Source organism: Flavobacterium sp. Root420, from assembly GCF_001427905.1.
Lineage (GTDB): Bacteria > Bacteroidota > Bacteroidia > Flavobacteriales > Flavobacteriaceae > Flavobacterium.
The window spans coordinates 228,301-241,019 of sequence record NZ_LMEF01000032.1; the positions used below are offsets into that span (position 1 = coordinate 228,301).

Here is a 12,719-nt window from a genome sequence, read left to right on the forward strand (position 1 = left end):
AAAGGCTATTTAAAAGTGGTAATTAAAAGTTAGTCCAACGTTTGGTTTAAAAGTTACATCTGCCGGATAAATTTCCGGACGTACTGATAATCTTTCGTTTACGTTAAATTGAATTAAAGCGGCATCGACATTGGCATCGATAATGTTTAAAACATAAAAACCTACAACAAACAATGCAGATAAATCCCTGTTTCGTTGATAGAATTTTTGCCCGGCAATAAGTCTGCTCTCATCTAAAAATTGATAATCATCATCGTTGTAGCCTTCAAGTCTTCGTTTGTAGGCATCACGATAATCGTGGTATTTTTTATTATTGTCAAGATAAAAATATAAACTGGTACCAATTGCTCCGTACACTAAAGGAATTTTCCAGTATTTTTTGTTGTATGCCTGACCTAAACCTGGTAAAATTGCCGAGTAAAAGGCAGCTTTTGCTGGTGTTAGCGGGTCTATTTCCTGTAACTTAGTAGTGTCTTTAACAACCAAAACCGCGTCTTTTTTTGCCTGGGCAAAAAGAGAAACGGTTCCTATAAGAAAGAACAATAGACTTATGGGGACAATTTTATTCACTATCCGTTTATTAATTTTATAATTCTGTCAAAATCAGCCTGGGAATTAAAAGGAATTGTAATTTTTCCTTTTCCGTTACCGGCGACTTTTATATCAACTTTCGCACCAAAATAATCGTTGAAAGTATTTTTTTGCGTTTCTTTAACCAGGAATGAAGATTCTGATTTTGCTTTTGCTTCTCCTTCTGGTTTTGGTTTTGCGCCTTCGTGATAATTTTTTACCAAAGCTTCCGTTTCACGGACAGATAAATTTTGGCTTACTATTTTTTGATAGATATCCGTCTGTACATCTAAATCTTCAATATTGATGATCGCTCTACCGTGTCCCATGCTGATGAAACCATCACGAATACCCGTTTGGATAATCGGATCTAATTTTAAAAGACGTAAATAATTGGCAATTGTAGAACGTTTTTTTCCAACACGTTCGCTCATTTGTTCCTGAGTCAACTGAATTTCATCAATCAAACGTTGGTAGGATAGTGCAATCTCAATTGGATCTAAGTCATGACGCTGAATGTTTTCAACTAAAGCCATAACCAATGACTCATTGTCATTTGCAATACGGATATAAGCCGGAACATGTGTTAAACCTACTAAAGTGGAAGCGCGTAAACGACGCTCTCCAGAAATTAACTGGTATTTATTGAATTCTAATTTTCGAACAGTAATAGGCTGAATCACACCAAGTTCTTTAATAGAAGTGGCTAATTCACGTAAAGATTCTTCATTAAAATTGCTTCTAGGCTGAAACGGATTTATTTCGATAGCACTTATTTCAAGCTCTATGATATTTCCAACAACTTTGTCAGCATTTTTGTCTTCTACTGATGTAATGTCGTTTTCCGGATCTTTTAATAATGCAGATAATCCTCTTCCTAAGGCTTGTTTTTTAATTGCTTTTGTCATAAAAACTATTTGCTGTTTTTCTTTATAATTTCCTGAGCTAAATTAATGTAATTAACAGCTCCTTTGCTGGTTGCATCATAGTTAATGATACTTTCTCCAAAACTCGGCGCTTCACTTAATTTTACATTTCGCTGAATAACGGTGTCAAAAACCATATCGTTAAAGTGTTTTTGAACCTCTTCAACCACCTGATTAGATAAACGTAATCTTGAGTCATACATTGTAAGGAGCAATCCTTCAATATCAAGATCCGGGTTGTGTATTTTTTGAATACTTTTTATAGTGTTCAATAATTTTCCTAATCCTTCAAGTGCGAAATATTCACATTGAATAGGAATTACTACTGAATCTGCAGCTGTTAAAGCATTCAGGGTTAATAAACCTAAAGAAGGTGCACAATCAATAATAATAAAATCATATTCGTCTTTTACACTTTCTAATGCTTTTTTAAGCATGTATTCTCTGTTTTCTTTGTCAACCAATTCGATTTCGATGGCTACAAGGTCAATATGAGCAGGGATCACATCAACATTTGGAGCTGAACATTTCACGATGGTTTCTTTTGGGGTGTGGCTATGTTCAAGTATTTGGTATGTACCAATCTCTACTGATTCTACATCAATCCCAAGGCCAGACGTGGCATTTGCCTGAGGATCAGCATCAATCAATAATACTTTTTTTTCTAAAACACCTAATGAGGCTGCAAGATTTACCGATGTAGTAGTCTTTCCAACGCCTCCTTTTTGATTAGCAATCGCAATGATTTTGCCCATTTATTTTCTAAATTTTGAACCGTAAAAATACAATTATTTATGGTTTTTGAAAATCTATTTTGTTAACATTTGCTAAACTTTGGGAAGCCGTTGTTTTGTGCGTGTTTTGAAGATTTTATTTTTGTACGAATAAAAAACAGTAGCGAAATTTCATTCTTTTTTATCCTTTCTTTTTAAGTTCAAAAGATACTCTGATCAAAAAAAAGCAATTTCGTGTTAAATCAAGTTTTTTAATTTTTTAAAATTTCAATTTTTACATTCATTGAGCCGCTTCCTTTGTTTGAGGCAATTTTCATAAAAGCTTTTTTAGTAAGATCAATGTCTCTTTTTTTGCTGAAAGGGCCTCTGTCGATAACTTCTACAATAACAGATTTATTATTTCGTTCGTTTGTGATTTTTAGTTTTGTGCCAAAAGCAAATTTCTTATGGGCAGCAGTAAATTTATTATTATTGAATCTTTTTCCGCTTGCAGTTCTCTTTCCGTTAAATTTATCATTGTAATAAGAAGCGTGTGCGTGAGTTTTGTATAAGGTATATTTTTCAGTTTCTCTCTTTGGTTCTTTAGAAACTGATTTTTTTTGTGCAAAAGCGAACGTGGAAATAATTAAAATTAGATAGAGTGCTATTTTTTTCATTTAAAAATTTTCTATTGGGTGCAAAAAAAGCCCATTTTAAAAAAATAACCAAATCGATCAGGTTATATTTATGCTAAAGAAAGATTTTTATTGGGGGAAAAATTTGAATTGACCTACTAATGTTGAAATATAATAGTATTGCTATCAGTATCCTATGATTCAAAACCGCAGGTCAGAATTAAAATTTTAAAGGTTTGATTAATGTTGATGTTTTTTGAATTTAAAGCAAAAAAAAGTCTTTTCAAAAAAAATGAAAAGACTTTTGCCGAGGTGGCAGGATTCGAATCTGCGGTCTTCCCGATTTCAATCGGGACGCGATAATCCGTATCCCCGTGGTTGAAACCACGGGCTATGTTTCTTCCTTTTCAGATTATCTAATCTTTTGCCTAATGCTAAACTTTTTACACCTGATCCGTAATTTTTGTTACTCCACAGGTTTTCGTATTGATCCATACCTGGGCTATGCTTAGTATGTTTTCTATTTTAGTTTAAAGCAAAAAAAAGTCTTTTCAAAAAAATGAAAAGACTTTTGTCGGGGTGGCAGGATTCGAACCTGCGGCCTCCTGCTCCCAAAGCAGGCGCGATAACCGGGCTACGCTACACCCCGTAAGCGGATGCAAATATAGTAATAAATTTTGTTTACAAAAGGAAAATCTCAAAATAAATAAAACTTATTTTGAGATAGTTATTTAGGATTTAATTTGATGGTAATTTTTTATAATAAAGTTTACATTTGCATCACAAAAAAACTACACGAATTATGTCAGATACAATCGAAAAAATTAAATGCCTTATTATAGGTTCTGGTCCCGCAGGTTATACTGCTGCAATTTATGCTGCCAGAGCAAATATGAATCCGGTTTTATATCAGGGAATGCAGCCAGGCGGTCAGTTGACAACTACAAATGAANGCAGGTTATACTGCTGCAATTTATGCTGCCAGAGCAAATATGAATCCGGTTTTATATCAGGGAATGCAGCCAGGCGGTCAGTTGACAACTACAAATGAAGTAGAGAACTTTCCGGGTTATGTTGATGGAGTAACAGGACCAGAAATGATGATTCAGTTACAAGATCAGGCAAAACGTTTTGGTGCAGATATTCGTGATGGCTGGGCTACTAAGGTTGATTTTTCAGGAGATATTCATAAAGTTTGGATTAACGATAGCATCGAATTGCACTGTGAAACGGTTATTATTTCAACAGGTGCTTCNGCAGATATTCGTGATGGCTGGGCTACTAAGGTTGATTTTTCAGGAGATATTCATAAAGTTTGGATTAACGATAGCATCGAATTGCACTGTGAAACGGTTATTATTTCAACAGGTGCTTCGGCTAAATATTTAGGGTTACAATCAGAACAACATTATTTAAATATGGGTGGAGGAGTTTCTGCTTGTGCTGTTTGCGACGGATTTTTCTACCGTAATCAGGAAGTTGTGATTGTTGGAGCAGGAGATTCTGCTTGTGAAGAAGCGCACTATTTATCTAAACTTTGTAAAAAAGTAACGATGTTGGTAAGAAGCGAAAAATTCAGAGCTTCAAAAATTATGGAAGAACGCGTTCGCAAAACAGAGAATATCGAGATTTTAATGAACCATGATACTCTTGAAGTTTTAGGAGATAATAATGTTGTTCATGCTATAAAAGCGTTGAATAAAACTACTGCTGAAGTTATTGAAATTCCTGCAACTGGATTTTTCGTAGCCATTGGTCATAAGCCAAACACAGATATCTTTAAAGATTACATTACTCTTGATGAAACAGGTTATATTATAAATACTCCGGGAACATCTAAAACAAATGTTGATGGTGTTTTTGTAGCCGGAGACGCTGCAGATCATGTATACCGTCAGGCAATCACGGCTGCCGGAACAGGTTGTATGGCGGCTCTTGATGCAGAGAGATATTTAGCATCTAAAGAGTAAATAAATTTGTTTCAGGTTTTCTTTGTTTCAGGTTTCAAGTTAATAGAAATGTGAATATGAAGCTTATAAAAAGTCCCAATCAAATATAATGATTGGGACTTTTTCATTTTTTTACGTTCCAACAACTTGAAACCTGAAACAAAGAAAACCTGAAACTTTTATTTAATCTTCTTAATCAATTTAGCTTCTTCAGAAAAACGACTAAGCGTGATTGCAGGGCTTCCAAAAAGTGAAACTTCTGTTTTGTCTCCTGCCGCTAATGTTAGTGTTGTTTCAACTAAAATACTTCCTGCTGAATATCCTTCAGCAGTAATATTGGCATCTTTCAAAGTAAATTTAGTTCCGGTGAAAGTCGAATTATTATCTAAGCGAATAGTTGCTTTCTCTGCAATTCCTTCAAGGGTTGCATTGGCTTTTTGATATAAATCACATTTGAACTTAGTTGCTGATACCAATGATTTTATAGTCGAACTTTTGCTCAATTGAAGTACAGCTTCGTCTGCTTTTAAGTTTATTTCTGATTTTGATTTATCATCAGCAATTAAACTGAATTTTTTGGCATTTACATTTAAAAATAATTTTGAAAAATCGAAACTGTTAAAAGTAATATCATCCAACTGAAGTTCCTGAATCGCATAAACAACAGCTTCGTTTTTTGTAATAACTTTGTTAAAAGTATTTGTGTAAGTAACATGTACAGCAAGTTTTTTGAAAATAGTACTTTCTTTTGCCGTATATAAACGAAGGGTTTTGTCTCTTAAATCCATTCCGATAATATCATGCAAATTATCATCGGCTTCAATTTTAATTTCGTTTTTTTCTCCACGCTCTAAATAAACTTCAATATTGTCATCAACTTCAAGAGCGTCAAAATTTCCTGATTCTTTTATTGAGGTCGTAACGACTTTAGTTCCTTTTATTTTTTCTCTTTTTTGGGCAAAAGTTATTGTCGTGACTAATAATAATAGGAGTAGGGTTGTACTTTTTTTCATTAATTCTAGATTTGATTTTGACAAATATAAAAAAATCATCCACTTTTGATGAATGATTTCTTTTATATTTAACAGATAAATTAGGTTTATCCCTGACTGATGCTTCCTCCAGAATTTTCAGTTTTTTCGATTGTTTTAGGAGAACCCTCATAATTGATGCTTCCGCCGCTGTTGGCATTGGCTTTCAAACTCACGATTGGGTGAATATTTATGCTTGCTCCGCTATTGGCATCAGCTTCAATTTCATTAGCTAATAATTTTTCAGCTTCTATATTTGCAGCGCTTGATGCTGAAGATTTTACTTTTAATGCCTTTCCTTCAATTGTAATAGAACCTGCACTGTCTGTATCAAGATTAATTTCATCAGATTCTACATTTACATTCATAGTAGCTGCACTTGAAGCATCTAATTTAATTTTAGTAGACTGAATAACATTGTTACTAGTTATAGTAGAAGCACTTGAAGCTTCTAATTCTTCAATAACCGGCATTTTCACGATTACTTTTTTCTTAGTAACATTATGGAAAGAAGTAAATTCACAACGAATTACAAGTGTTCCGTTTTCAACAGTCGTTTTAATTTCTTTTTGCAAATTGTCATCAGCTTCAACAATAATTTCCGTTTTATCTGATTGTTCGATTACAACATCAATAGCATTACTTACTGATACTTTTTTAAAATCTCCCTGAACAATTCGTTTTTCAGTCGTAACATTTCCACTTCCTTCTATCGATTTCATGTTGTTAAAATTACATGAAGCGAACAATAATGCAGTAACAGTGGCAATAATGAATTTCGTAATATGAATGATTATTTTTATCATGGCTTTAGTTTATTTTGATTATAACTCCGTTTTTATCAGTGGTTAGCTTTCCGTTAGTTTTTTTTCCGTTTAAAACTTCTTTTCCGTTTATTTTAATTGAAACTTCTTTTACAGTATCGTTGTCAATCCTGGTGGTATCATTACTGTCGTAGTCTACATCGTCATGATCATTTTCATCTGCTGGACAATTCAGACATTTAATTTTAGAACCTTCAACTTTATAATTGTAATTACCACTAAAATGCAAGTTGAAAAAGTCATTCTCAGAATCATCGTAATCTTGTACAGATGCATCTGGTTTAAATAATTGACCTTCCGGCAAGTACAAATATACATCAACTTCCTGACCTCTAAACTTATTTTTTATGTCTGTAAGAAAATAATTATCCAAAATTAAATGATTTCCGTTAACCTCAATAGTATAATTGATTTTTTCTGCTCTTTGTTTAGCACTTGCAAATGAATTTCCTCTGGCGCTTCTTTCAATTTGTAAATATGGAGCCTGCTCATCAGTATGTAAAACATGTAAACGTACATCTGTAGAATAAATTAACTGATGATTAGCAGAATCTTGTACAAACTCAAACTCTCTATGGTGATTCAAATCTTTTGCGTAGTAATCATTGTATCTGAATTTTACATAAAGTGTATCTTTCGGATTGATATTGATTGCTTTTTTCTCTACCGTTTTACCGTCATAAGAAATTTCGGTAGCTTGTTTGATTCCAATGCTAATTGCAATTGCAATAGCGATAATCCAGATAGCCAACAAAGTGTATTTTGTAATATTGCCAATAGACTTTAAGTTTGGCGATAACAATTTGAAACCTAAAAGGGTCAAAAAGAAAAACGGAATTCCAACTGCAAAGAACATCAATAAACCAAATGACCAAATAGGATATTGTGTAAAGTTTCCGGCTTCAACAAAATTTTGCCAAGGAAAATCGATAAAGATATTTGTTCCTAAAGTAAATACTCCAATTAATAATAATATCAAAGTACTAAGACCTGCCATGATTAAAATTACGCCTAAAAATTTTGCGAAGATTTTAAAAACCGTAATGATAAAGTCTCCAAATGAACTACTTATTCTCTCAGCTCCCGACTTTACCTGGTTTCCCATAGCATCATAATCTGCATTTTTAAATCTGTCAGACAATGACTCAATTTCTTCACGTACTTTTTTTTCGATGTTTGAAATGGTTACCGGCTCCCCAGTCATTTCTAATTTTTCTGAAGTTGTAACGGCTTCCGGAGTTACAATCCAAAGAACGAAATAAGCTAAAATTCCGGTTCCAAAACCTGCAAAAACAAATACTAAAAATATGATTTTGATCCAGACAGCGTCAATTCCAAAATAATGTCCTAAACCTGTTGCAACTCCGCCAATCATACCTTTTTCTTTGTCACGGTATAATTTTTTATGTTTTCTTGTTCCGTAATCGTTAAAAGACTGATTTGATTTTTCTTCATCTTCGATGATGTAATCCTCAGGTTGTCCCATAACTGCAATCACTTCATCAACATCTTTCAATCCCACAACATGTTTCTCGCTTTTTTGTTTTTCTGTTAATAATTCAGAAACACGCATTTCGATATCTTTAATAATCTCGTCTTGTCCAGATGAGCTGTTTAGCGATCGCTTTATGGCGTCAAAATAGCGGGTTAATTTTAAGTATGCATCTTCATCGATGTGGAAAAACATACCTCCTAAGTTAATATTTACTGTTTTGTTCATGACTATTGATTTTGATTGGTGATTAGATTTACGGCGTCAGATAATTCTGTCCAGGTGCCGCTAAGTTCGTTTAAAAAAGTTTGTCCTATCTCGGTTAATCCGTAATATTTTCGTGGCGGCCCTGAGGTCGATTCTTCCCAACGATAATTTAGCAAACCGTCGTTTTTCAGCCTAGTTAAAAGTGGATAAACTGTTCCCTCTACAACTAGTAATTTTGCGTTTTTTAAAGTGTCTAATATTTCTGATGTGTATGCGTCTTTTTCTTTTAATACCGATAAGATGCAAAACTCAAGAACACCTTTGCGCATCTGTGCTTTTGTGTTTTCAATGTTCATAATTTCATTTTGTTTTTTTTAGATTGAACAATTCGTTTTTTGATTGATGATGATGATTGATGATTGATTTCGAATTTATTCTGTTAGAATTAAATCGTATAACTTATAACTTTTAACCTTTTTGAGGATTACTTTATAAAAGGAATCGTTAACGGGTATTTGTAATATTCTCCGTTTGAGGCTTTTATTGAAGCATAAATCACTAAAAAGAATTCAACAAATTTTAGTAATCCAAAAAGTACGACTGCCGTTCCACCTATAGTAAGTAATCCGATGTTACCTTGAAAATCGAAATTTCTGATAACGAAATCTTCGTCGTTAAAAACAGCCTCCATTGGAAGATTTTGAAGAAAAACCGTTACAAAAACCGGAATGGCGATTAAAGCCAAAACCAAAGTGTAAAGCAATAAACTTAATTGAAAGTTCAAGGTTTGTTTTCCATGATGGTTTACAAACTCCGACTTGTCTTTATAACTTGACCAGATTAAAATCGGGAAAATATAGTTTCCAAGCGGAACGATGTACTGTGTTAAAGTACTTAAATGTGTGAACGTTGCTGTGTTCTTTTCTGATGTTTTTTCCATGATGAGTGGTGTTGATGTTTCCATGATTAAAAGTATATAGTAATTTCTTATGCAAATATATGGTTAAAAGACAGTATCTTGTTTTGCATAGTACCAAATATTAACATAATTTTAACAAAGTTGAAATTTTTAAAAGAATAATAATGTATTGAAAATCATTCGTACTGCCTTGTTTTATTGATGCTTTAGGAAAGTAAACTTAATTTATTGTGCGTGCATAGTTTTTTTGTATTTTTACATAAAAAATAAATCACATGGCAGTATCAGTTTCCAAACTCAATAAATTTGTGCTTTTCAAATTACCTTCAGCATATATCTGTGGTGTACGTGTCAAAGCAATTGATAAAGACAGATGCATAGTAAGCGTTAAACATAGATGGATTAATCAGAATCCTTTTAATTCGATGTATTTTGCGGTTCAGGCTATGGCAGCCGAATTAACAACCGGGGCTTTGGTGATTTCTCAAATTCAGGAAAGCGGAAGAAAAATCTCGATGTTGGTAGCAAACAATAAAGGAAACTTTACCAAGAAAGCAACAGGGAGAATAACTTTCGTATGTAACGACGGAGATTTAATTGCCGATGCAATTCAAAGAACAATTGCAACAGGCGAGGGGCAAACTTTCTGGATGAAATCGATTGGAACAAATGAAGAAGGAATTCAGGTCTCTGAAATGGACTTTGAATGGAGTGTTCGATTGAAATAATTTAATGTTTGCCACGACCCGAGCGACAGCGAACGGGCGAAGCAATTTTACGAATTAGCACGAATTTTTTAAACAAAATAATTAGTGAAATTAGTGGCAAAACAAAACATAAAAATGCCCCCAAATAGTGTCTAACTTTTTGGGTGCAGTCTATTACTTGAGGTCTTTTTTGTTGAAATAAGAATTTCATTTATTTTTTAACGCAACAAGATTTTTTGTCTTTTTTATCTGTTGACGTTTTTTTACAGCAGGATTCTTTTTTTGCTTTTTCTTTTTGAACCGGCTTTGTTTCTTGTGCAGTTACTCCAATTGAAAATACAGCGGCAGTTAAGAAGGTAATTACTTTTGTCATTTGATATAATTTATTGTGTTAGAAAATTGCTTTTGGTGCATCAAATATACCAACATTTGATAGAGTTGATTCTTACAATTTGTTAATGTTTTTATAATAATATGTCATTGAAAAGCAAATAGGTAACAGAGGTCTAATAATTCAGATTCACTCCAAAACCAATTCCCATATCACTGTCATAATGCGTTGTAATTCCGAAGTTTCTGCCGGCTACATACTTTAATCCAGCCATATATTCCTTATCGGTATTCCACATTAAGTTCATGCGCAAACGTCTCGAAAGCGGAATATCTTTTCGTTCAAACTGAAGTCTCACATTTCCGTCGGTATAAACCTCAACCTGGGCTTTTATGAGCATTGGTAAAGTATATTCAAGTCCGGCGCTAAAAACAGAACGATTGTCTTTTGTATTGGTTTGCCCGAAAAGATTTTGTTCCTGTTCGTCCATTCCCATTTTTCGGTAGCGCCAGTCGAACCCTATAAAAGGCATCAGCCATTGCATTTTGCCAATATATCTACCAATATGTGTTTCGGTTTCATACCCGTGTTTGTCGTTATAACCCAAACGCCATTCTGTTCCAATGCTCCAGCGAGTATTGCTGTACATGGCTTCTCCGTCATTTCCGTTTGTAGCAAAATCATTTTCGGCCATAAAATGAAACATACGATCATCCATTTTTAACATTTTGTACGCCATTTCAGGATGATGAATCAACGGATTCGGAGCTGAATTTTCATAACTAAAAATTCTTCCCATTCCAGCCATCATATGATATAGGATGTGACAATGAAAAAACCAGTCGCCATCGGCATTTGCCTGAAACTCGATCGTATCGGTTTCCATTGGCATAATATCGATTACATTTTTAAGCGGAGAATAATCGCCATGTTCATTCAAAACTCTGAAATCATGTCCGTGTAAATGCATCGGGTGACGCATCATTGAACCATTATATAGTACAATCCGAACGTTTTCGCCTTTTTTAATTAAAATTTTATCCGTTTCAGAAATCACTTTATTGTCCAGGCTCCAAACATATCGATTCATGTTTCCTGACAATTCAAATCTTAATTCTTTTACGGGAGCGTCTTTTAGGAGCGTTGTTTTGGTTGGTGATTTCAGCATTCCATAATTCAGAGTAGTGATTTCAGCCATAGATGTAGAATCATTAGACATTTCCATTGCTTCCATATTATGCCCGGAATGATCTTCCATTTTTGCTGATTCGTCATCTCCCGAAATCTCCGGATACATAACGGCATTCATATCCATTTTATTCAACGACATATTCATGCCCATATCATTCATCTCGCCGTTCATTTTCATCATGTCGTTCATCATTTTCATCCCCTCGAAATATTTTAATTTGGGAAGAGGAACAACAGGCTGTTTAACTCCGTCTCCTAGAAACAGAGAAGCTGATCCGGTTCTGTCTTCGGCTGTAGCCAAAAAGGCAAAGGATTTTTTATCTTCAGGAATTGTAACCACAACATCATACGTTTCAGAAACAGCAATAATTAATCGATCCACTTCTACGGGCTCAACATCGTTTCCATCGCTGGCCACAACGGTTATTTTTCCGCCTCCGTAAGTCAACCAGAAATAACTGGATGCGCCACCGTTTGCTATTCGTAATCGGACTTTATCGCCGGCTTTAAATTGCGAAAGCTGATCTTCATTTTTTCCGTTAATTAAAAACTTCTCATAATAAACATCACTCACATCCATTGCATTCATGCGTTTCCATTCGTTGGTCACTTTTGTTGAGAATTGTCTATGCTTAATGGCTTCGGCATAACTTTGAGTTGTTCCTTTTTTTATGGCAAACCAATCGTTGGCATTATGCAGCATTCGCTGAACATTTTCTGGTTTCAAATCGGTCCATTCGCTTAAAATGACCGGAATCGTTGGTAAGTCATCAATTCCTTTTCTAAAAGTAGCATCGCCTTTCTTTTTGTTGATGATAAAAAGACCGTATAAACCTATTTGCTCCTGAAGTCCCGAATGGCTGTGATACCAATAAGTTCCATTCTGAATAATCGGAAAAGTATATTTATGAGTTTTTCCTGGTTCGATTGGCATTTGAGTCAAATACGGAACACCATCTTCTTTATTAGGAAGAAATAGTCCGTGCCAATGCATTGCCGTATTTTCTTTTTTTAAATCGTTATGGACATAAATTTCTGCAATATCGCCTTCAGTAAAAGTCAGAGTCGGCATCGGAATTTGTCCGTTCACAGTAAGTGCGCGTTTTTCTTTTCCTGAAAAATTTACAATAGTGTCTCGAACATGTAAATCGTATCGAACTACTTTTTGGGCCTTCACATTAAAGGCTATCAAAAAGACTATTATAATAGTGTATAGTTTCATGT

13 protein-coding genes, 1 tRNA gene and 2 pseudogenes are annotated in these 12,719 nt (G+C 34.2%); 4 read left to right on the forward strand and 12 right to left on the reverse strand.

What is annotated here, in order from left to right; all coding sequences use genetic code 11:
* Positions 1–9: 9 nt before the first annotated feature.
* The 5 genes from ASC72_RS21370 to ASC72_RS21390 all read right to left on the reverse strand — a co-directional run bounded on the left by ASC72_RS21370 (position 10) and on the right by ASC72_RS21390 (position 3,493).
* Entirely contained in the window at positions 10–570 is a 561-nt protein-coding gene (locus ASC72_RS21370) for a DUF5683 domain-containing protein (protein ID WP_056195745.1), read from the reverse strand.
* Positions 570–1,478 (reverse strand): ParB/RepB/Spo0J family partition protein, encoded by a 909-nt coding sequence (locus ASC72_RS21375; protein ID WP_056195747.1) that lies wholly within the window; start codon positions 1,476–1,478, stop codon positions 570–572. The genes ASC72_RS21370 and ASC72_RS21375 overlap by 1 nt, the downstream gene beginning before the upstream one ends.
* A gap of 5 nt (positions 1,479–1,483) precedes the next feature.
* On the reverse strand, positions 1,484–2,251 hold the full coding sequence (locus ASC72_RS21380; RefSeq protein ID WP_026982801.1) for a ParA family protein: 768 nt from the start codon (positions 2,249–2,251) through the stop codon (positions 1,484–1,486).
* A 230-nt stretch (positions 2,252–2,481) separates the two neighbouring features.
* Positions 2,482–2,886: a septal ring lytic transglycosylase RlpA family protein gene (locus tag ASC72_RS21385; protein WP_056195750.1), complete on the reverse strand. Its 405-nt coding sequence runs from the start codon at positions 2,884–2,886 to the stop codon at positions 2,482–2,484.
* Between the two features lie 532 nt (positions 2,887–3,418).
* Positions 3,419–3,493: transfer RNA gene (locus ASC72_RS21390), tRNA-Pro, on the reverse strand.
* A gap of 222 nt (positions 3,494–3,715) precedes the next feature.
* Here ASC72_RS21390 and ASC72_RS24875 point away from each other — a divergent pair.
* From ASC72_RS24875 to ASC72_RS21395, 3 genes and pseudogenes are all read left to right on the forward strand, one after another.
* Positions 3,716–3,796: hypothetical protein (locus ASC72_RS24875; protein WP_371258475.1), on the forward strand; the 81-nt coding region annotated here is incomplete at its 3' end.
* 1 nt (position 3,797) lies between these two features.
* Positions 3,798–4,099, forward strand: a pseudogene (locus ASC72_RS24670) (NAD(P)/FAD-dependent oxidoreductase); the annotation flags it as partial.
* 1 nt (position 4,100) lies between these two features.
* Positions 4,101–4,814 (forward strand): annotated as a pseudogene (locus tag ASC72_RS21395) (NAD(P)/FAD-dependent oxidoreductase); the annotation flags it as partial.
* A gap of 158 nt (positions 4,815–4,972) precedes the next feature.
* On the opposite strand, the gene ASC72_RS21400 reads toward ASC72_RS21395, so the two are convergent.
* The 5 genes from ASC72_RS21400 to ASC72_RS21420 form a co-directional block, all read right to left on the reverse strand.
* Positions 4,973–5,806, reverse strand: a complete 834-nt coding sequence (locus ASC72_RS21400; protein WP_056195756.1) for a GIN domain-containing protein — start codon at positions 5,804–5,806, stop codon at positions 4,973–4,975.
* An 86-nt stretch (positions 5,807–5,892) separates the two neighbouring features.
* Entirely contained in the window at positions 5,893–6,630 is a 738-nt protein-coding gene (locus ASC72_RS21405) for a head GIN domain-containing protein (RefSeq protein WP_056195758.1), read from the reverse strand.
* A 4-nt stretch (positions 6,631–6,634) separates the two neighbouring features.
* Positions 6,635–8,368 (reverse strand): PspC domain-containing protein, encoded by a 1,734-nt coding sequence (locus tag ASC72_RS21410; protein WP_056195761.1) that lies wholly within the window; start codon positions 8,366–8,368, stop codon positions 6,635–6,637.
* 2 nt (positions 8,369–8,370) lie between these two features.
* Positions 8,371–8,703, reverse strand: coding sequence for a PadR family transcriptional regulator (locus tag ASC72_RS21415; RefSeq protein ID WP_008464689.1), 333 nt, complete (start codon positions 8,701–8,703; stop codon positions 8,371–8,373).
* 128 nt (positions 8,704–8,831) lie between these two features.
* On the reverse strand, positions 8,832–9,287 hold the full coding sequence (locus tag ASC72_RS21420) for a DUF4870 domain-containing protein (RefSeq protein ID WP_056195908.1): 456 nt from the start codon (positions 9,285–9,287) through the stop codon (positions 8,832–8,834).
* Positions 9,288–9,541: 254 nt separating this feature from the next.
* Between ASC72_RS21420 and ASC72_RS21425 the strand changes: the two genes are divergently transcribed.
* Positions 9,542–9,994, forward strand: a complete 453-nt coding sequence (locus tag ASC72_RS21425; protein WP_056195764.1) for a DUF4442 domain-containing protein — start codon at positions 9,542–9,544, stop codon at positions 9,992–9,994.
* 190 nt (positions 9,995–10,184) lie between these two features.
* Here ASC72_RS21425 and ASC72_RS24180 read toward each other — a convergent pair whose 3' ends face one another.
* Complete coding sequence (locus ASC72_RS24180; RefSeq protein WP_157849298.1) at positions 10,185–10,346, reverse strand: hypothetical protein; 162 nt, start codon at positions 10,344–10,346, stop codon at positions 10,185–10,187.
* A gap of 133 nt (positions 10,347–10,479) precedes the next feature.
* Positions 10,480–12,717, reverse strand: coding sequence for a multicopper oxidase family protein (locus tag ASC72_RS21430; protein ID WP_056195766.1), 2,238 nt, complete (start codon positions 12,715–12,717; stop codon positions 10,480–10,482).
* Between the last annotated feature and the right edge of the window lie 2 nt (positions 12,718–12,719).